The 19,626-nt window shown below is 72.8% G+C and carries 18 protein-coding genes; 9 read left to right on the top strand and 9 right to left on the bottom strand.

What is annotated here, in order from left to right; genetic code table 11:
• Positions 1-71: 71 nt before the first annotated feature.
• Both EBH09_RS09515 and EBH09_RS09520 read right to left on the bottom strand, forming a co-directional pair.
• A complete protein-coding gene (locus EBH09_RS09515; RefSeq protein WP_121746587.1) occupies positions 72-506 on the bottom strand; it encodes an SRPBCC family protein in 435 nt (144 codons plus the stop codon).
• A gap of 165 nt (positions 507-671) precedes the next feature.
• Positions 672-1,469, bottom strand: a complete 798-nt coding sequence (locus tag EBH09_RS09520; protein WP_121747314.1) for a metallophosphoesterase — start codon at positions 1,467-1,469, stop codon at positions 672-674.
• Between the two features lie 333 nt (positions 1,470-1,802).
• Between EBH09_RS09520 and EBH09_RS09525 the strand changes: the two genes are divergently transcribed.
• Positions 1,803-3,599, top strand: coding sequence for an AMP-dependent synthetase/ligase (locus EBH09_RS09525; RefSeq protein WP_121746588.1), 1,797 nt, complete (start codon positions 1,803-1,805; stop codon positions 3,597-3,599).
• 126 nt (positions 3,600-3,725) lie between these two features.
• On the opposite strand, the gene EBH09_RS09530 is transcribed toward EBH09_RS09525, so the two are convergent.
• The gene (locus EBH09_RS09530; RefSeq protein WP_121746589.1) at positions 3,726-4,868 is read right to left on the bottom strand and encodes a glycosyltransferase family 4 protein; all 1,143 of its coding nucleotides are present in this window, start codon (positions 4,866-4,868) and stop codon (positions 3,726-3,728) included.
• Positions 4,869-4,989: 121 nt separating this feature from the next.
• On the opposite strand from EBH09_RS09530, the gene EBH09_RS09535 reads away from it, so the two are divergent.
• Positions 4,990-6,228 carry a glycosyltransferase 87 family protein gene (locus EBH09_RS09535; protein WP_238697301.1) on the top strand — a complete coding sequence of 413 codons (1,239 nt, stop codon included), beginning with the start codon at positions 4,990-4,992 and terminating at the stop codon, positions 6,226-6,228.
• A 48-nt stretch (positions 6,229-6,276) separates the two neighbouring features.
• Here EBH09_RS09535 and EBH09_RS09540 read toward each other — a convergent pair whose 3' ends face one another.
• From EBH09_RS09540 to EBH09_RS09560, 5 genes are all read right to left on the bottom strand, one after another.
• Complete coding sequence (locus EBH09_RS09540) at positions 6,277-7,470, bottom strand: hypothetical protein (RefSeq protein WP_193776213.1); 1,194 nt, start codon at positions 7,468-7,470, stop codon at positions 6,277-6,279.
• Positions 7,471-7,536: 66 nt separating this feature from the next.
• Complete coding sequence (locus EBH09_RS09545) at positions 7,537-8,544, bottom strand: C40 family peptidase (protein WP_121746590.1); 1,008 nt, start codon at positions 8,542-8,544, stop codon at positions 7,537-7,539.
• Between the two features lie 214 nt (positions 8,545-8,758).
• Positions 8,759-9,802, bottom strand: coding sequence for a C40 family peptidase (locus EBH09_RS09550; protein ID WP_121747317.1), 1,044 nt, complete (start codon positions 9,800-9,802; stop codon positions 8,759-8,761).
• Between the two features lie 243 nt (positions 9,803-10,045).
• Positions 10,046-11,389, bottom strand: a complete 1,344-nt coding sequence (locus EBH09_RS09555; protein WP_121746591.1) for an NYN domain-containing protein — start codon at positions 11,387-11,389, stop codon at positions 10,046-10,048.
• 63 nt (positions 11,390-11,452) lie between these two features.
• Positions 11,453-11,692: a hypothetical protein gene (locus tag EBH09_RS09560; protein ID WP_031030820.1), complete on the bottom strand. Its 240-nt coding sequence runs from the start codon at positions 11,690-11,692 to the stop codon at positions 11,453-11,455.
• 157 nt (positions 11,693-11,849) lie between these two features.
• Between EBH09_RS09560 and EBH09_RS09565 the strand changes: the two genes are divergently transcribed.
• The 7 genes from EBH09_RS09565 to EBH09_RS09595 all read left to right on the top strand — a co-directional run bounded on the left by EBH09_RS09565 (position 11,850) and on the right by EBH09_RS09595 (position 18,241).
• A complete protein-coding gene (locus tag EBH09_RS09565) occupies positions 11,850-12,623 on the top strand; it encodes a rhomboid family intramembrane serine protease (RefSeq protein ID WP_121747318.1) in 774 nt (257 codons plus the stop codon).
• Complete coding sequence (locus EBH09_RS09570; protein ID WP_055416531.1) at positions 12,620-12,901, top strand: Lrp/AsnC ligand binding domain-containing protein; 282 nt, start codon at positions 12,620-12,622, stop codon at positions 12,899-12,901. Before EBH09_RS09565 ends, EBH09_RS09570 begins: the two co-directional genes overlap by 4 nt.
• A gap of 80 nt (positions 12,902-12,981) precedes the next feature.
• Complete coding sequence (locus EBH09_RS09575) at positions 12,982-13,293, top strand: small secreted hydrophilic protein (protein ID WP_121746592.1); 312 nt, start codon at positions 12,982-12,984, stop codon at positions 13,291-13,293.
• Between the two features lie 58 nt (positions 13,294-13,351).
• Positions 13,352-14,716, top strand: a complete 1,365-nt coding sequence (locus EBH09_RS09580) for a HAMP domain-containing sensor histidine kinase (RefSeq protein ID WP_121747319.1) — start codon at positions 13,352-13,354, stop codon at positions 14,714-14,716.
• Positions 14,713-15,375 (top strand): response regulator transcription factor, encoded by a 663-nt coding sequence (locus EBH09_RS09585; RefSeq protein WP_121746593.1) that lies wholly within the window; start codon positions 14,713-14,715, stop codon positions 15,373-15,375. The genes EBH09_RS09580 and EBH09_RS09585 overlap by 4 nt, the downstream gene beginning before the upstream one ends.
• A gap of 107 nt (positions 15,376-15,482) precedes the next feature.
• On the top strand, positions 15,483-16,898 hold the full coding sequence (locus EBH09_RS09590; RefSeq protein ID WP_193776215.1) for an SLC13 family permease: 1,416 nt from the start codon (positions 15,483-15,485) through the stop codon (positions 16,896-16,898).
• Positions 16,899-17,017: 119 nt separating this feature from the next.
• Positions 17,018-18,241 (top strand): glycerate kinase, encoded by a 1,224-nt coding sequence (locus EBH09_RS09595; protein ID WP_121747321.1) that lies wholly within the window; start codon positions 17,018-17,020, stop codon positions 18,239-18,241.
• Here EBH09_RS09595 and EBH09_RS09600 read toward each other — a convergent pair.
• Entirely contained in the window at positions 18,166-19,548 is a 1,383-nt protein-coding gene (locus EBH09_RS09600) for an aminotransferase class V-fold PLP-dependent enzyme (RefSeq protein WP_121746594.1), read from the bottom strand. The two genes, EBH09_RS09595 and EBH09_RS09600, sit on opposite strands and share 76 nt — an antisense overlap.
• Positions 19,549-19,626: the final 78 nt, after the last annotated feature.

Here is a 19,626-nt window from a genome sequence, read left to right on the forward strand (position 1 = left end):
CCGCCCGTGCCGCCCCCGGGGGGTATCTCCCGGGGTCGTTCGGGCACTGGGGGAGGCACGGCCGGCCGCGGCTAGGCCGACTCCACCCGCTTCTTCAGGCCTGCCAGGGCTCGGTCGATGATGACCTTCTCCGCCTTGCGCTTGATCATGCCCAGCATCGGGATCTTGACGTCGACCGTGAGCCGGTAGGTGACCTCCGTGCCCGTGCCGGCCGGGCGGAGCAGGTAGGAGCCGTCCAGGGAGCGCAGCATCTGGGACTTCACCAGCGTCCAGGACACCTCGTGCTCGCCGGTCCAGGTGTACCCCAGCGTCTGGTCGTCCTTGATCGCCCCGGCGTCCATGACGAGTCGGACCTGCTCGGCACGCCCCTGCGCGTCGGTCGCGAGGACCTGCGCCTCCTTCACCTCACCGGTCCAGTCCGGGTAGCGGGCGAAGTCGGCGATCACCGCCATGACGTCGGCCGGTGCCGCCTCGATCGTGATGCTCGAGCTGGTGTGTTCCGCCATCGCTGTGGCTCCTCCAGATGCGGGCCGGTACTGAGGGTCGTCGTGCGCCGGGTCGCCGTATGCCCGTTGCGCGCACGTGTGTGCCGCGTGAAGGCTATCGCGCACGGGCGGCGAGAAGGTCACCACCTACCTGCGCAGGTCCGGCCGCCGGGACGCCACCCCGGCTCACCACTCCAGCGCCCACGGCCGCCCCGTCGACGCGAAGTGCCCGACGTTCACGCACTCGGTCGCCCCGATCCGCATCCGCCGCACCAGCGGCTGGTGGACGTGCCCGAACAGGGAGTAGCGGGGACGGGTGCGGCGGATCGCGTCCAGCAGCGCGCGGCTGCCCCGTTCGAAGCGCCGCGCCACCGTGTCGTAGACCAGCTCCGGCACCTCCGGCGGGATGTGCGTGCACAGCACGTCCACCTCGCCGACGGCCTCGATCTTCGCGGCGTACTCCTCGTCACCGATCTCGTACGGCGTGCGCATGGGGGTGCGCAGGCCGCCGCCGACGAAGCCGAAGACGCGGCCGCCGATCTCCACCCGTTCGCCGTCGAGCACGGTGGTGCCGGGGCCGGCGTACTCACGCCACAGGGGCGGCATGTCGACGTTGCCGTAGGTGGCGTACGTCGGGGTGGGGAAGGCGGCGAACAGCTCGGCGTACTGCTTGCGCACCGCCTCCTCGATCACCTCGCGCCGGTCCCCGCCGACGCCGGCCCAGAGCCGCGCCCCGAACTCCCGCGCCTCGGCGAAGCGGCGGGCGGTGCGCAGCTCGACGATGCGGTCGGCGTTCTCGGCGCCGAACAGGTCGGGGAAGATGCCGCGCGTGTGGTCGGCGTAGTCGAGGAAGAGGACCAGGTCGCCGAGGCAGATCAGGGCGTCGGCGCCCTCGCCGGCCCTGGCCAGGTCGCGGGCGTTGCCATGGACGTCGCTGACCACATGGACGCGGGTCCTCGTGTTACCGGGCGGTGTGGGTGCCATGACGATCAAGCGTAAGCAGCGCGTGGCTCTCGTGAACAGTGGCGACCGGACCTGCGGTTACTGGCTGGTCGGTTGATCCGTCGACTACTGTGCGCAAAGGAAACCCCATCCGTGTGACGCAGCGAACATCTCGCGGGGACCCCCTGTCGGAGAAGGCATACCGGCGGGTAACGTCCGGGCAGTCCAGTCGTGCTCTGGTTTTCAACATGTGAATCGGCATGTGGTCCAACATGTGATCAGCGTGGTGATCTCCCGAGCACTTGCCCGAGCCTTGGACCGCACCGTCGCATCGCACAACGTCGTGGCGCCGGCGCCTTATGAGGAGCAGCAGTCTTGCGCGAGTTCAGCCTTCCGGCTTTGTACGAGGTCCCTGCGGACGGAAATCTCACCGACATCGTCCGCAGAAACGCCGCGCAGCACCCGGACGTCGCCGTCATCTCCCGCAAGGTGGCCGGCGCGTGGCAGGACGTGACCGCCCGCGATTTCCTCGCCGAGGTGCAGACCGCCGCCAAGGGCCTCATCGCCTCCGGTGTCCAGCCGGGCGACCGGGTCGGCCTGATGTCCCGTACGCGCTACGAGTGGACCCTGCTGGACTTCGCGATCTGGTGCGCGGGCGCGATCACCGTGCCGGTGTACGAGACCAGCTCGCCCGAGCAGGTGCAGTGGATCCTCAGCGACTCGGGTGCCACGGCGTGCGTCGTGGAGTCGGCCGGGCACGCCGCCACCGTCGAGTCGGTGCGCGAGCGGCTGCCCGCCCTCAAGCACGTCTGGCAGATCGACTCCGGGGCCGTGGAGGAGCTGGGGAGCCTGGGCCAGGACGTCACGGACCAGGCCGTCGAGGAGCGCGGCTCGATCGCGAAGGCCGACGACCCCGCGACCATCGTCTACACCTCCGGCACCACCGGCCGCCCCAAGGGCTGCGTGCTCACCCACCGCAGCTTCTTCGCCGAGTGCGGCAACGTCGTCGAGCGCCTGCGTCCCCTCTTCCGCACGGGCGAGTGCTCCGTCCTCCTCTTCCTCCCGCTCGCCCACGTCTTCGGCCGCCTCGTCCAGGTGGCGCCGATGATCGCGCCGATCAAGCTGGGCTGCGTCCCGGACATCAAGAACCTCACCGACGAACTGGCCGCGTTCCGGCCCACGCTGATCCTCGGTGTGCCGCGCGTCTTCGAGAAGGTCTACAACTCGGCGCGCGCCAAGGCGCAGGCCGACGGCAAGGGCAAGATCTTCGACAAGGCCGCCGACACGGCGATCGCGTACAGCAAGGCCCTGGACACCCCCTCGGGGCCGTCCGTCGGCCTGAAGATCAAGCACAAGGTCTTCGACAAGCTGGTCTACGGCAAGCTCCGCACCGTCCTCGGCGGACGCGGCGAGTACGCCATCTCCGGCGGCGCCCCGCTCGGCGAACGCCTCGGCCACTTCTTCCGCGGCATCGGCTTCACGGTCCTGGAGGGCTACGGCCTGACCGAGTCCTGCGCGGCCACCGCCTTCAACCCCTGGGACCGGCAGAAGATCGGCACGGTCGGCCAGCCGCTGCCCGGCTCCGTGGTGCGCATCGCTGACGACGGGGAGGTGCTGCTGCACGGCGAGCACCTGTTCAAGGAGTACTGGAACAACCCGGGCGCGACCGCCGAGGCGCTGGCCGACGGCTGGTTCCACACCGGCGACATCGGCACCCTCGACGAGGACGGCTACCTCTCGATCACCGGGCGCAAGAAGGAGATCATCGTCACCGCCGGCGGCAAGAACGTCGCCCCGGCCGTCATAGAGGACCGCATCCGCGCGCACGCCCTGGTCGCGGAGTGCATGGTGGTCGGCGACGGGCGGCCGTTCGTGGGCGCGCTGGTCACCATCGACGAGGAGTTCCTCGGCCGGTGGTGCGCGGACAACGGCAAGCCGGCCGGTTCGACGGCGGCGTCGCTGCGGGAGGACCCGGATCTGCTCGCCACGATCCAGTCGGCGATCGACGACGGCAACTCGGCGGTGTCCAAGGCGGAGTCGGTGCGGAAGTTCCGGGTGCTGGAGGCTCAGTTCACGGAGGACTCCGGGCACTTGACGCCTTCGCTGAAGCTGAAGCGGAGTGTTGTGGCCAGGGATTACGTGGACGAGATCGAGGCGATCTACGCGAAGTAGTGGGGCGGGGGGCCCATGGAGGTGCCCCCTTGTCGCCGTGGGCGGGTGCGGGCGCGTCGGGGCTTGTCGCGCCCACGCGGCGGAGCCGCACAGTGACACAGCCCCGCGCCCCTCGGCGGTGCTGCCCTACAGGAGTGTTCTCAGGTTCTCCGCGAGCAGGTCCCAGCGCCACTTCTCCTCCACCCACGCCCGGCCGCGTTCGCCCATCCTGCGGCGCAGCTCCGCGTCGCCGAGGAGGGTGACGACGCGGTCGGCGGTCTGCTCCTCGGAGTCACCGCGCACCACCCAGCCGGTCTCGCCGTCGAGTACCGCGTCCGGCGCGCCGCCCGAGTCGCCCGCGACCACGGGCAGGCCGGTCGCGGAGGCCTCCAGGTAGACGATGCCGAGGCCCTCGACGTCGAGGCCGCCCCGCCGGGTCCGGCACGGCATGGCGAAAACGTCCCCGGCACCGTAGTGCGCGGGCAGCTCGGACCAGGGGACGGCGCCGGTGAAGCGGACGGAGGCGGCGACGCCGGTCTCGGCGGCGAGGCGGCGCAGGTCCTTCTCGTAGGGGCCGCCACCGACGATCAGCAGTACGGCGTCGGGCTCGGCGGCCAGGATGCGCGGCATCGCCCGGACCAGGGTGTCCTGGCCCTTGCGCGGCACCAGGCGCGAGACGCAGACCACGACCGGCCGCTCGGTGAGTCCCAGCCGGGCCCGCACCTCCTCGCCGCCGCTGCCCGGGTGGAAGGTCTTCTCGTCGACGCCGGGCGGCAGCTGCACCATCCGCGCGGCGGCGTCCGGGGTGAGCGCGCCCGCGATCCGCGAGCGCGTGTACTCGCCGAGGTAGGTGATCGTGTCCGTGGACTCCCCGATCCGGCGCAGCAGTTGCCGGGCGGCGGGCAGCTGGGCCCACCCGGCCTCGTGACCGTGGGTGGTGGCGACGAGCCGCTCGGCCCCCGCCTTCCGGAGCGCCGGGGCCATCAGCCCGAGGGGCGCCGCCGCCCCGAACCACACCGACGTGCACCCGTGCTCGCGCAGCAGCCGGACGGCCGTACGGGTCGCGCCCGGCGTCGGTAGCAGCATCGTCGTACGGTCGCGTACGACGGTGAAGGGCTGCTCGGCGTCGAAGGCGGCGGTGGCCTCGGTGCCCTCGCGGCCGCGCTTCCAGGTGGAGGCGTAGACGACCAGCCGCTCGGGGTCCAGCCGTAGCGCCATGTTGTGCAGGAAGGCCTGGATGCCGCCCGGGCGGGGCGGGAAGTCGTTCGTCACGATCAAGGTCTTGCGCACGCCGCCGACCCTACCGAACCCGCCGCGCGGGCCGGGGGCCCGGCCGCCCCCCGGTGGCACACGCACAGGTGTCCGGGTCATCATGGCCGCGAAGCACGGCACGCGGACGGGCAGGGAGCACGTGGAGACGACGGAGGCGAGACGGCCGGCGGCGCGGCTGCTGACGGCCTGGGGCGCCACCCGGCTGGTGCTGCTGCTGTTCGTGCTGAAGGTGCTGGTCTTCCCCGGTCCGGACGTCACCGGCGACGTGTCCGTCATCTACCGGGACTGGTACGACGTACTGCGCACCGGAACGTTTCCGCTGGACGACGTCACCTGGCAGTACCCGCCCGCGGCGGCCTTCGCGATCCTCTCCCCCGCGCTGCTGCCCTTCCTGGAGTACGCGACGGCCTTCTTCGTCCTGGCCTGTGCGGCGGACCTGGCCGTCCTCGCGCTGCTGTGGCGCGCGGGGCGCGGTTGCGGGCGCTCGTCGCGCGGGGCGTGGGTGTGGGTGGCGGGCGTTCCGCTGCTCGGTCCGACGGTGTACGCCCGCTACGACGTGATGGTCACCGCCGTCGCGGTGGCGGCGCTGCTCGCCGCCGGCCGGCATCCGCGCGTGGCGGGCGCCCTGGCGGCGCTCGGGGCGCTGCTGAAGGTGTGGCCCGCGCTGGTCCTCCTCGGGATGCGCGGGCGGGCGCCGTGGGCCGCGGCGGCGCTGAGCGGGGCCGGGCTGGCGGCGCTGTTCGCGGTGACGATGCCGGGGGCGTTCGCGTTCCTGACGTTCCAGCGGGACCGGGGCACCGAGGTGGAGTCGCTGGGAGCGCTGGTCTTCCACGTCGCCCGGCACTTCGGCTGGGACGGCGAGGTCCTGCTCAACTACGGCTCGGTCGAGTTCCTCGGCCCGTACGTGGGCGCGGTGAGCACGGTCGCCCTCGCGCTGACCGCCCTGGCCTTCGGCTGGCTGCTGCTGTGGCGGCTGGCGGCCTCGCGCTTCGCGGCGCACACGGCGGCGGACGCGGCCTTCGTGGCGGTGCTGATGTTCACGGTCACGAGCCGGGTGATCAGTCCGCAGTACATGGTGTGGCTGATCGGCGTCGCCGCGGTCTGCCGGTGCTTTCGCGCGAGCCGCATGCGGGTACCGGTCACCCTGGTGCTGGCGGCGAGCCTGGTGACGGTGCTGGAGTTCCCGGTCTGGTTCGCGCAGGTCGTCGCGAGCGACCCGCTCGGGATCGCGCTGCTGTTCGTCCGCAACGGCCTGCTGGTCGCCGCGGCGCTCCTCGCGGCCCGCGCCCTGTGGCGCGACACGGCGCCGCGCCGGACGCCCGTACCGACGCCGCCGTCCCGCTCCGCCCGCACCGACAAGGCACCGGTCTCCTCCTGAACGGACGGCGTCCGCACGGACCCGTGAGGCGACGACGGCGAAGCGACCTCAGTCGAACTCCGCCCGCAGATACTCCCGCCACCGTGCCGTGAACTCCTCCGGCGTCGTCGCGAGCACCTCGTTCATCGCGTCCTCGACCGCGCCCGGGCGCTTCTCGTGCCCGCCCACGGCGCGGTAGAAGGCGTCCAGGCGGTCCTCGCCCCACTGGTCGGCGATCATGCGGCAGGCCAGCCAGCCGCCCTCGTAGGCGCGGGCCAGTTCGTCCGCGTCGGCGGTGAAGCCGAAGTCCTCGTCGGTCGGAAGACTCGCGGGCACCCGGCCCTCGGCGACCGCGCCGGCCGTCTCGGGGGCGGCCTCGGCGGGGGCACGGTCGCCGTCGCGGTAGCCGACCCAGTCCGCGTAGCCCTCGGACAGCCACAGCGGAGTGGCGGCGGTGGTGTCGGCGCGGGTGGCGACGTGCGTGGTCTCGTGGGTGAGCACGACCTGTTTGCCGAGGTCGCCGAGGAGCCCGTACGCGTCGGGATTGACGATGATCCGGTCCGCCGGTGCCTGCTCCCGGCCGCCCGTCTCGCCGGTGGTGACCGCCGCGATGCCCCGGTAGGAGGAGGCGGGCGAGCCGAGCAGGCCCGCCATCCCCTCCAGCGACTTCGGGACGAGTACGACGACCCGGCGGGCCCAGTCGCCGTCCCAGGCGGCCGACACGGCCGGCACCGCCCGGTCGGCGAGGTCCGCGTAGCGGCGCAGCGCCCCGGCGGACTGTCCGACGCCGAGCACGAGGCTGTGCGTGCCCCGGACGACCTCGACCGCGCCCTGGTCCCACGGCTGCTGGCCGGACCGCTTCGCGGGCCGGTCGGAGTCGACGGTCCACCGGCCGTCCTCCCCGTCCCGGCTCAGCCGCACGGTGCGGCCGGTGGTGACGGGTCCCCGGTCGTGGCCCTCGATGCGGTAGCGCAGCTCGACGTCGGCGGTGGCGGTGTCGCCGGTGCGGTCCACGCCCGTCACGCGGTACGACCAGGCGGCCAGCGGCACCTCGCCCAGGTTGCCGAAGCCGGCCCCGGTGCCCGTGCGCGTGTAGGCGGCCCGGTCGCGGCCGAGGACGGCTTCCGCGCGCCGGTCCAGTACCCGCTGCACCTCGGCCGGGACGGGGTCGGCGGCGGCGCGGCCGCCGCAGCCCACGAGGGAGACGAGCAGCAGGCACAGCGCCACCACCGAGGAACCCGAGACCCGCCTTCGACCAGCCACCTCCCGATCGTACGGGCGGCCGGCCGGAGGGGGCAGCGTGCGGAGGGACCGGAAGGGCCGCGAGGGTCAGACCCGGGTGACCGAGGAGACCGGCATCATGCCGACCGGGTCGTAGCGCACGGGAGCACCGGGGTAGGGCGCGTGGATCACCTGGCCGTTGCCGACGTACATGCCGATGTGGCTGGCGTCGTCGCGGTAGGCGACCAGGTCGCCGGGCCGGGCCTGGGCCAGGGACACCCGCTGCCCGGCGCCGGACTGCGCCTGCGAGGTGCGCGGCAGCCCGACCCCGGCCTGCGCGTACGACCACTGGGTCAGGCCCGAGCAGTCGAAGCCGGTGGGCCCGTTGGCGCCCCAGACGTAGGGCTTGCCGAGGGCGGACTGGGCGGCGGCGACGGCGGCCGCCGCGCGGCCGGAGACGGGGCCGGCGGGGGCGGGGAGGTCGGCACGGCCGGAGCGGGAGCCGCGGTCGTAGGCGGCGCGTTCGCCGTCCGGAAGGGAGTTGAGCAGCTCGCGGGCCTTCGCGAGCTTGCGCTCCACGGTCCTCTTGTGGGCGGCGACGGCCTTGCGGCCCTTCTCCAGCTCGGTGAGCTTGCGGCCGGCCTCGGCACGGTCCTGGGCGAGGTCGCGCATGGCGCCCTGGAGTTCCCTCAGTTCACCGGCCTGATGGCTGGTGATCCGGTCGAGCACGGAGGCCTTGTCCAGGTAGTCGTCCGGGTCGGCGGAGAGCAGCAGCGCCAGCGACGGGTCGATGCCGCCGGAGCGGTACTGGGCGCCGGCCAGCGAACCGAGCGCGTCCCGCATGGTGTTGATCCGCTCCTGCTGCCGGGCGATCGAGTCCTGCGCGGTGCTGACCTCCTCTCGCAGGGCGTCGGTGCGCGCGTCGGCCTTGTTGTAGGCCTCGGTCGCCTGCTCCGCCTCCGTGTAGAGCCGGTCCACCTCCGCCCGCCGGTCGTCGTGCGGGGTGGCCGTGGCCGGTACGGCGCCCAGGGCCGCGGCGGCGACGGAAAGCAGGCCGACGGCGGCGGTGGCGCCGCGGTCGAGCCCGGTTGGTGCAAGGCGGCGATGGAACCCCACGGGAAGCCGCACTCCTTCCGCTGGCGGACAGGGAAACGCGGCAGACAGTAACCCCGTGGCCGGGCACCGGCCAACGACCTCGGAGGCGCGCGCAGCACGACGCCCCGCCGCTGACGCAGGTCACCGGCGGGGCGGAGGTCAGAAGGCCGTACCGTGATTCGCCCGAACGGGCGGCACGGCGAGGGCGACTGAGGGGTTTACGGGAGGCGGCGGTTCAGACCCGCACGCCGAACATGAACGGGCCGCCGATGGTGTTCATCGACTCGTAGCGGACGACCGTGCCGGTGCGCGGCGCGTGCAGGACCTGGCCGTTGCCGGCGTAGAGGCCGACGTGGTGCAGGTCGTTGAAGAAGAAGACCAGGTCGCCGACCTGGAGGTCGCTCATCGAGGAGATGCGGGTACCCGCGCCGGTCTGCGCCTCGGAGGTGCGCGGGATGCCGACGCCGGCCTGGGCGTAGGCCCAGGAGGTCAGGCCCGAGCAGTCGAAGGAGGAGGGACCGGTGGCGCCGTAGACGTAGGGCGTGCCGATCTTGCTCTGGGCGGCGGCGAAGGCGGCGGCGGCCCGGCCGGAGGCGGGCTTCCCGCTACCGCCGGTCAGGACCTCGCGCTCGCTGCTGCGGGTGGCGCGCTGCTCCTCGGCGGCGAGGGCGGCCTTCTCCTTCGCGGTGAGCGTGTTGAGCAGCTTCTGCGCGGAGGAGAGCTTGCCCTGGACTTCCTTCTTCTTCTTGCCCAGTTCGGTGCGGGTGGAGGCGAGGTCCTTGAGCTTCTCGGTGGCCTCGGAGCGCTGCTGGGCGAGGTCGCGCTGCTTGTCCTGGATCTTCTTCAGCGCCTCGACCTGCTGACCGCTCAGCTGGTCGAGGGTGGACGCCTTGTCCAGGTAGTCGTCCGGGTCGGCGGACAGGAACAGCTGGAGAGAGGGGTCTATCCCGCCGGAGCGGTACTGGGCGCTGGCCATCGAACCGAGGCCGTCGCGCAGCTCGTTGAGCTCCTCCTGGCCGCGGGCGACGTTGTCCTGGATGGTGGAGATCTCCTTCTGGAGCTTCTCCTGCTTCTCCTTGGCGCCGTTGTACTTCTCGGTGGCCTGCTCGGCCTCCGTGTAGAGCTTGTCGACCTTGGCCTTGACCTCGTCCTTGCTCGGCTTCTCACTCGGGGCGGCGTTGGCGGCCTGCGAGCTGAGAGCGACAGCGGCTGCGGCAGCGGTGGTGAGCACGGTCACGCGCGTGCGGCTCGGCTGCTTGGGACGACGGTGGGACGCCACGGAGACGAGCTCCTTCTTGAGAGGGATCACCCGTGCGAGGGTTCGAGGGCTGACCCTAGTGACCCACTCGTGATCAGTTCAAATCCTCCGCCGAAAAATCCCGGTTACGCACCGCATTCTTTGCCACAACTCACCTGCAGTGACCCTCACTTGACGCTACGTTGCGTGACGGTTCCGTCAATTCGGGCATAGAACACCTACGTTACGGTTGCCACGAAAGTGAAGGAGGAGACCGGCGAGCGGCTAGGAAAGCCGCTTGAGGAGCACCGCGGACGCCACCGGTCGTGCGCCGGCGCGCGCCACGCCGTCGGCGACCTCGCGGTCGGTGGAGACGACGATGACCGGCCGGCCCGGCGGCTCGGCCCGCACCAGCTGGCGGATCAGCTCGTCGGCCGTGACCCCGGGCTTGGAGAACAGCACCCGCACCCCGCGCGGCGGCGCGAGCAGCACCGGCGCCACCAGTTCGGCCCCGTCGAAGACGCAGGTCATCTCGGCGCCGGTCTGCGCGGCGAGCTGGGAGAGCTGGCCCAGCAGCCGCAGCCGCTGCTTCTCCAGCGGCATCTGCGGATAGCCGGTCTTGGTGACGTTGTAGCCGTCGACGACCAGGTGCGCCTGGGGCAGCGCGAGCAACTGGTCGAGGATGGCGGGGTCGTTCTCGGACAGGGCGCGGGCGGCGATGTCCTTGGGCGTCATCCGGCCCGGTTCCACCGCGTCCACCGTCTCGGCGGGCCGCACCGACACCGGAGGCAGCGCGAGTTCCCGGCGCAGCCCCTGCGTGGCGTCCAGCAGCGTGTCCAGCAGCAGCCGCACCCGCATGTCCTCGACGCTGCGCCCCTCACGGGCCGCCTTGCGGGTGGCCTCCAGGGCGGCCTCGGCCTCCCCGAGCCGGGTCTTGAGCCGCCGGCTCTCGCTATCGGCGGCGGAGACCTGCGCGTGCCCCTCGGCGCGGACCGCGTCCATCTCGGCCCGGACCTTGCGCAGCGCCGCCTCGCCGCGTTTGACGTCGCTGAGGGCCGAGCGCAGCTTGCGGTGCAGCGACTCGGACTCCTTCTTCGCCGCGTCCAGCTCGGCGCGCAGCCGCTCGGTCTCGGTCCTGGTGTGCTCCCGGGCCCGGGCCAGCTCCTCCTGCAACCGCTCCAGCTCCGCGCGGCTCTCCTCGTCGGCGCGCTCGGCGTCCGCGCGCTGCGCCTCCTCGCCGGCGGCGGTCACCAGCTTCACCCAGCCGTGCGGGCGCAGCACGTAGGCCGCGGCCGCCACGTCGAGCGGGTCCGCGGCGGGCGGCGGGGAGGCGGCGTCCAGGGCCCCGGCCAGTTCCGGCTGGGCCTCTCTGAGCTTCTCACCGATGCGCTGGCGGAACAGGGGGTCGGTCTCCACGGCGGCGGCCATGGCGTTGCCGGCGAACTTCGCCCTGCGGTTCGGGGCGAACCGGGCGTACTGTCTCAGCTGTGCCGGCAGTTCGCCGAGGGTGAGTCCGCCGAAGCCGTCGGACACGATCTGCACGACCCTGCGGCGCACGCCGTCGGGCAGCGGCCGGTCGAGCACCTCGGCGGTGCCGTCGCCCGGCTCCCCGCCATGTGTCTCCACCATCCGTCACCCCAATGCCTCTGCGTGATCCCCTGCCGGGGTCACCTCATGCGGGGGCCGCTCCGGTCAGGAGGCGGCACCCGGCCTGTCCACGAGTTCCACCTGGTCCACGGCGTTGCACCAGCGACACCGCACCGACTCGATGGTCTCACTCAGCACCTCGCGCTCCTCGACCTTCGGCTCACCGGCCAGATCGAGGTGCACGTACTCGACGACCTTCGAGGCCCGGGTCACGTCGAAGCGGGTGAGGTTGCCGCAGAGGGTGCAGCGCCACCGCGTCGTGTCGGTCGGCAGGGGAACCGTCATCGTGGCTGTTCGCTCTCTTCCAGTGTCGGTGCCGCGCCGGGCGCCCCCGGTGCGTGTGGCTCGTAACCCTACGGCCTGGCGGGTACCCGACGCCCGCGTGTCCACGGCGGCGAGGCGGTCCGGGCGGTTGCGTCCCGTTACGTCATGCTCTGTGTCCATGATCCGCAACTGGAGCACGGCGGCCCTCACCAGGACGGTGAAGACGATCAGGACACCGGGCACGCCCCGCACGAGCCGGGGCCGGTCGGCACCGGTGACGTACGGACTGATCACCCTGTGCTGTCTGCTGTTCCTGGTCAGCCCGGCGGCGGGCCTGAATCCGGTGTACGGCACCGGCGACGAACTGCTCGCCGCGCAGCGCGCCTACTTCCGGCGCTGGGGCGTGATCCCCGCAGAACTGTTCGAGGACTCCCCCGGATCGGCCCTCACCCCCGCCACGGCGCTGTTCGTCCACGGCAGCTGGGTGCACCTGCTGGGCAACATGCTCTTCCTCTACGTCTTCGGCGCGATGACCGAGGAACGGATGGGCAGACTCCAGTTCGCCCTGTTCTACCTCGGCTGCGGCTACCTGGCGCTGCTCGGTTACGCGGGGGCCAACGCCCACTCCCAGCAGTCCCTGGTCGGCGCCTCGGGGGCCATCTCCGCGATCCTCGGCGCCTTCCTCTTCCTCTTCCCGCGCGCCCGCGTGACCAGCCTCCTGCCCTTCCTCTTCTTCCTGCCGCTGCGCTTCCCGGCCTGGGTCGTCCTGCCCTTCTGGGCCGGCCTCCAGTGGACGGCGGCGGGGCGGGCCGGCGACGGACCGGGGGTGGCGTACCTCGCGCACCTGGTCGGCTTCGGGCTGGGCTTCGCCTTCGCCTGGGTGCGGTTCGGGCGTACGACTAGAGTGAAGAGCGTTCCAGTGGCGGCTTCCGAGGGAGACAAACAGCCGTGATCAGCGCGATCGTCCTCATCAAGACCAGCGTGGACCGGATCCCCGAGATCGCGGAGCAGATCGCCGCGCTGGAGAACGTCAGCGAGGTCTTCTCCGTCACCGGCACCTACGACCTGATCGCCATGGTGCGGGTGAACGAGCACGAGGACCTGGCGGAGGTCATCCCCGGCCGGATCAGCAAGATCCCGGGCGTGGAGGGCACGGACACGCACGTGGCGTTCCGGACGTACTCCCAGCACGACCTGGAGGCGGCGTTCGCCATCGGGCTCGACAACTAGCGTCCGGCGAGGACGCTGATGAAGAGTTCTTCATCCCGGACTCATCCGGGACGCGGGGTAGCGGGCGCAGGATCAGGGGCATGGTCTTCTCACGCCGGATGGCGGCCCTGGCGGCCGTCGTCCTGATCCCGCTCGGCATCGCGGCGACCAGCTTCGCCCTCACCGACAGTCCGCAGGAACCCAAGGTCCCGGCCAAGGTGGAGCTGGAGAGCGGCTCCCCCACCCCGGCCCCCACCTCTTCCTCCTCCTCGCCCGAGCCGACGCCCAGCGACCAGGTGGTGACCCGGCCACCGGTGACCGACAGCGCTCCGGATGACGACGATGACGACGACCGAGGCAACGACGCCGGAGACGACCGGGGCGCCGACGACGGAGCCGGCGACGACGGCTGACCGAGAGCGCCGCCGGATCTCGGCCCGGGTCCGCATCCTGCTCTGGCTGCTGCTCGTGATGGCGGTCGCCCTCGCCTCGGTGGCCGCGACCACCCGCTCGATCCTGCTGCGCGACACCGACCAGCGGATCAACGGGCTGCTCGCCCAGGAGGCCGGCGAGTTCGCCAACTTCGAGGAGCAGGGCTTCGATCCGGAGACCGGCCGCCCGTTCACCGACCCGGAGCGGCTGCTCAAGGTCTTCCTGGAGAGGCAGTACGCCGACCTGGACGAGGAACTGGTCGGCCTGGTGGGCGAGGTGGGCAGCAGGCCCACGCAGATCATCCAGCAGCGCGAGATCCCGGTCGGGCTGCCCCTGCACAAGGACGCCGACGCCAGGCGCCGCGTCTACGCCTCCCCGGACTCCACCGGCACCCTGGAGCGGCCGGAGGGGGACATCCGCTGGGCCAAGGTCACCGTCGCCCGGTACGGCGGCGAACCGGCGGCCGCCTTCGTGGTCGCCTTCCATCCCGGGCGGGAACAGGCCCGCGCGGACGAGGTGTTCCGCGTCCTGCTCGCCATCTCCGGCGTCGCCCTGCTGATGACGACCGGCATCGCCTGGGTGGTCGCGGGCCGGATCCTCAAACCGGTACGGCTGGTGCGCACCACGGCCGCGCAACTCACCGAGCAGGACCTGACCCGGCGCATCCCGGTGCACGGCCACGACGACGTGGCCGCGCTCGCCGAGACCTTCAACGCCATGCTGGACCGGCTGGAACGCGCCTTCGCCACCCAGCGCCGGTTCGTCGACGACGCCAGCCACGAGCTGCGCACCCCGATCACCATCGTGCGCGGCCACCTGGAGCTGATGGGCGACGACCCGGCCGAACGCGAGGAGACCGTCCGCCTGGTCACCGAGGAACTGGACCGGATGAGCCGCATCGTCGAGGACCTGCTGCTCCTCGCCAAGGCCGAACGCCCCGACTTCGTCACCCCCGAGCCGGTCCAGCTCGCCGAACTCACCGCCGACGTCTACGTCAAGGCCCGCACCCTCGGCGACCGGGAGTGGGTACTGGACGGGGTCGCCGACCGCGAGGCCCGGCTGGACCCCCAGCGCATCACCCAGGCCATGGTGCAGCTCGCGCAGAACGCCGTGCAGCACACCACCACCGGCCAGTCCATCCGCATCGGCTCCCGCGCCGACGGCACCCGCATCGAGCTGTACGTCGCCGACTCCGGACCCGGGGTCCAGCCACAGGACGCCGAAGTCGTCTTCGAGCGGTTCCGGCGCGGCACGGCCCGGCGCGGGGTGCGCGGAACGGGCGCCGGGCTCGGGCTGTCGATCGTCAAGGCGATCGCCGAGGGCCACGGCGGCCGGGTCGGCCTGCACGCCACCGAGGGCGGCGGCGCCACCTTCGTACTCACTCTGGAAGAGGCACGCCCATGAACCGCATCCTCATCGTCGAGGACGAGGAGCGCATCGCCTCCTTCGTCGAGAAGGGCCTGCGCGCCAACGGCTTCACCACCACGGCCGTCGCCGACGGCGACGCCGCCTACGAGTACGCCCTCACCGGCGGCTTCGACCTGGTCGTCCTGGACATCGGACTGCCCGGCCGGGACGGTTTCACGGTCCTGCGGGAGCTGCGCGAGTCCCGGGTGACGACCCCGGTGATCGTGCTGACCGCGCGGGACTCCGTGCGGGACACGGTGGCCGGCCTGGAGGGCGGCGCCGACGACTGGATGACCAAGCCGTTCCGCTTCGAGGAACTGCTCGCCCGGGTACGGCTGCGGCTGCGTACGGCGGCCAGGGCACCGGAGGTGACGGTGCTCAGGTCCGGCGACCTCTCCCTGGACCTGCGCACCCGCCGCGCCCGTGCCGCGGAGCGGACGGTCGACCTGACGGCCCGTGAGTTCGTGCTGCTCGAACTGTTCCTGCGCCACCCGGGGCAGGTCCTGTCGCGGGAGCAGATCCTCTCCCACGTGTGGGGCTACGACTTCGACCCCGGCTCCAACATCGTGGACGTCTACGTGCGGGCGCTGCGCAAGAAGCTGGGGGCGCAACGGGTGGAGACGGTACGGGGCATGGGGTACCGGCTGCCGGGCTGACGCACCCGGCCCGCACCCGGCCACCGACGGGCAGACCGGCTTTTGTGTGAAGTTTCCTTCATGTCGGACTCATTGAGGGCTCACCGCCCGGGACAACCCTCGATGACGTGACGTTGAACCTCCGCCTGGCGGCGGCCCTCTGCGTGGCGCTGTCCCTGTGCGCGCTGCTCGCGGTACCCGCGAACTTCCCCGCCCTCGGCGGTGACGCGCGCCTCACCCTCGCCGTGTTCGCGCTGGCCACGTGTGCCTGGATCGGTACGCCGATCGACGACACGTACGTCGCGCTGGGCGCCGGACTCGCGCTGACCGCGACCGGCGTGATCAGCAGCGACACCCTCTTCGGCACCCTCGGCGACGACACGGTGTGGCTGCTGATCTGCGCCTTCGTGCTGGCGGCGGCGGTGGCCCGGACCGGGCTCGCTGGGCGGGCGGCGGCGTTCCTGGTCGGCGGGGCGCGCGGCGTGCGGCAGTTGGTGCATCTGACGACGGCCGCGCTGGTCGTGACCGCGTTCGCGGTGCCGGCCACGTCGGGCCGGGCGGCGCTGGCGCTGCCGGTGTTCCTGGCCCTCGCCAAGGCCCTGGCCGACCGGAAGCGACTGGTCGTGATGCTCGCGCTGCTGTTCCCGACCGTGATCCTGCTGTCGGCGGTGGCGACCCTGATCGGCGCGGGCGCGCATCTGATCACGGTGTCGGTGCTGTGGGAGGCGACCGGCGACCGGATCGGCTTCACCCAGTGGCTGCTGCTCGGCCTGCCGCTGGCGGTGACCTCCTCCCATCTGGCCGCCGAGACGGTCCTGTTGACGACGACCCGGCGCGCGGACCGCGAGGGCCCGGTCCGTATCACCGCCGAGGAGGTACAGCGGCACACCGAGAGTCCGGTCACCGGCCCCTGGACGCAGGCGGAGAAGCGCTGCGCCGCGCTGCTGGCCACGGTGGTGACCCTGTGGTGCAGCGAGCCCCTGCACCATGTGTCGCCCGCGGTCGTGGCGCTGATCGGGGCGGTCGTCGCCTCCTCCCCCGCGCTCGGCACCGTACGGCTCAAGGACGCGCTGAAGACCGTGCCCTGGTCGCTGCTGCTGTTCATGGCGGCGACCATGGCGATGGGCGTCGCGCTCGCCGACTCCGGCGCGGCGAAATGGCTGGTGTCGGGGCTGCCCGCGCACGTCACGCCGGCCGTCTTCCTCGGGGTCGTGGTGGCGGTGAGCACGGCGGCCCACCTGGTCCTCCAGTCCCGCTCGGCCCGCTCCTCCGTCCTGGTCCCGCTGGTGATCGCAGCGGCCGTGGGCGCCGGGGTCAACCCGGTCGCCGCCGCGCTCGCCTCCACCGCCGCCGCCGGTTTCTGCCACACCCTCCCGGCCTCCGCCAAGCCGGTCACGCTCTTCTCCGACATCCCCGGCACTCCCACCTACACCCCGCGCGACCTGCTGCGGCTGTCCGCCGTCCTGGCACCGCTGACCGCCGCCCTCGTGCTGTTCTTCGCCGCCGCCGTCTGGCCGCTGCTCGGCGTACCCGTGACCCGTTGAAGGAGCCCGCCATGTCCGCCACGTCCTCCATCCCCGCCACGCCTTCCGTGCCCGCCGTGCCTTCCGTGCCCGCCGCGTCCTCCATCCCCGCCGCGCCTTCCGTGCCCGCCGTGCCCTCGCTGCTGAACCGTGTCGTCGTGGCCCCCAGCGGCTTCAAGGAGTCGCTGTCCGCGCAGGCCGCCGCCGACGCCATCGCGGAGGGTGTCCGCCGGGTCCTGCCGGACGCCGAGATCGACCGCGTCCCGCTGGTGGACGGCGGCGAGGGCACGGCCGTCGCACTGGCCGCCGCGACCGGCGGGCGACTGGTCGCGCTGGCCGCCACGGGCCCGGTCGGCGAACCCGTCGGCACCCACTTCGCGCTGCTCGGCGCCCGGGATACGGCGGTGGTGGAGATGGCGGCCGTCGCGGGCCTCTCCCTGGTCCCAAGCGCCCTGCGCGACCCGGGAGCCACGACGACGTACGGCGTCGGCGAGCTGATCCGCGCCGCGCTGGACACCGGGGTACGGCGCGTCCTGGTCGGCTGCGGCGACTCGGGCACGTCGGACGGTGGCGCGGGCGCGCTCCAGGCGCTCGGGGCCCGGCTGCTGGACGCGGACGGCTTCGAACTGTCGCACGGCGGCCGGGAGCTGAGCCGCCTCGCCCGTATCGACCCGTCCGGCCTCGACGCCCGGCTGAAGGACACCGAGCTGGTCGTCGCCTGCAACCCGTTCAACGTGCTGTGCGGCGAGCGGGGCGTGGCCCGGGTGTTCGGCCCGCAGAAGGGGGCGACACCCGCGCAGGTCGAGGAGTTGTCGGCCGGTCTGGAGAACTGGGCGCGCGTCCTGACCCGGGACCTCGGTGTCATCGGCACCGACCTGCGCCACGGCCCCGGCACCGGCGCCTCCGGCGGGCTGGGCTCGGGGCTGGCCGCCGTCGGCGGCCGCCTGCTGCCCCGCTTCGACGTGCTGCTCGACCACCTCGACCTGGACGCCCGCCTCGCCCACGCCGACCTGGTGCTCACCGCCGAGGGCGCCCTGGACCACCAGACGCCGCGCGGCAAGGTCCCGGCCGAGGTCGCCCGCCGCGCCAAGCTCTACGGCCGTCCCGTCCTCGCCCTGGCCGGCACGCTCGGCGAGGGCGCGCACGAGGTGCCGGGGGTGGACGCCTTCCACGGCATCATGCCGGCGCCGATGGCCCTGGCGGACGCGCTGCTGCGCGCCGCCGAACTCCTCACGGACGCCACGGAGCGGGCGCTGCGGATGATCCTGCTGGGGTCGCGGCTGCCGGGTCAGGCCCCGGCACCGGCGGCCGCGGTGCCGGCGGCGGACGTGTCGGGCACGCAACGCCCGTCCTCGGTCCGGTAGTTCCACCGGGCGCCGTCGTTCACCAGCTCCTTGACGGCGTTCACGAACCGCTCGACGTGCTCGTCCGGGGTGCCCGCGCCGAAGCTCACGCGGATGGCGTTGAGGGACCTCTCCCCCGGCGCCGCCTCGGGGGCGCCGCACTCGCCCTGCGCATGCGGGTCGCTGCCGAGCAGGGTGCGCACCAGCGGGTGGGCGCAGAACAGGCCGTCGCGCACCCCGATGCCGTACTCGGCGGAGAGCGCGGCTGCGAAGTGGGAGCTGTTCCAGCCCTCGACGACGAAGGAGAGCACGCCGACGCGGGGGGCGTCGTCGCCGAAGAGGGAGAGGATCCGCACCTCGGGCACCTCGGCGAGCCCGTCCCGCACCTTCCCGATCAGGTACTCCTCGCGGGCGACCAGCGCGTCGAACCCGGCCTCGGTGAGGGCCTTGCAGGCGGAGGCGATCGAGTAGGCGCCGATGACGTTGGGCGAGCCGGCCTCGTGCCGCGCGGCGCTGTCGTGCCACTCCACGTCCACGCCGCCGTCGGCGCGCCGGGTGACCCTGCGGCTGGCGCCGCCGCCGGCGAGGTACGGCTCCGCCTCGCGCAGCCAGTCCGCGCGGCCGGCCAGCACACCGGAGCCGAAGGGGGCGTACAGCTTGTGCCCGGAGAAGGCCACCCAGTCGACGTCCAGGTCGGCCACGGAAACGGGGTGGTGCGGGGCGAGCTGCGCGGCGTCCAGCACGATCCGGGCACCGTGCGCGTGCGCGGCGGCGGCCAGTTCACGCACCGGCCACAGCTCGCCGGTGACGTTGGAGGCGCCGGTGACGCAGACCAGGGCGGGCCCGTGGGGCTCGCGGGCGGCGAGGGCGCGCTCCAGGGTCTCGACGGCCTGCGCCGGGGTGCGCGGGGCGTCCAGACAGGTCACGTCGGCGTCCCGCCAGGGCAGCAGCGAGGCGTGGTGCTCGGTCTCGAAGACGAAGACCCGGCAGCCGGCGGGCAGCGCGGCGGCGAGCAGGTTCAGGGAGTCGGTGGTGGACCGGGTGAACACGACCTGGTCCCCTTCCCGGCACCCGAGGAACCCGGCGACGGTCTCCCGGGCGTTCTCGAACAGGTCGGTCGACAGCTGCGACAGGTATCCGGCCCCGCGGTGCACGCTGCCGTAGTAGGGGGCGTAGGCCGCCACGTCGTCCCAGACCCGCTGGAGCGCGGGCGCGCTGGCGGCGTAGTCGAGCGCGGCGTAGGTGACCTCCCCGCCGGTGACGAGCGGCACGGTGACATCGCGGCCGAGAACGGGCAGCGGGGTGGCGACAGCGGTGGGTACGGACATGGCGGACTCCCGTGAGGACCAGCGCGAGGAAGGGCGCTGTGAAAGAGAAGAAGGTGTGCGGAGGCGGGGCTCTGCGGC

This window comes from Streptomyces sp. E2N166 (assembly GCF_003671715.1).
Taxonomy (GTDB): Bacteria; Actinomycetota; Actinomycetes; order Streptomycetales; family Streptomycetaceae; genus Streptomyces; species Streptomyces thinghirensis.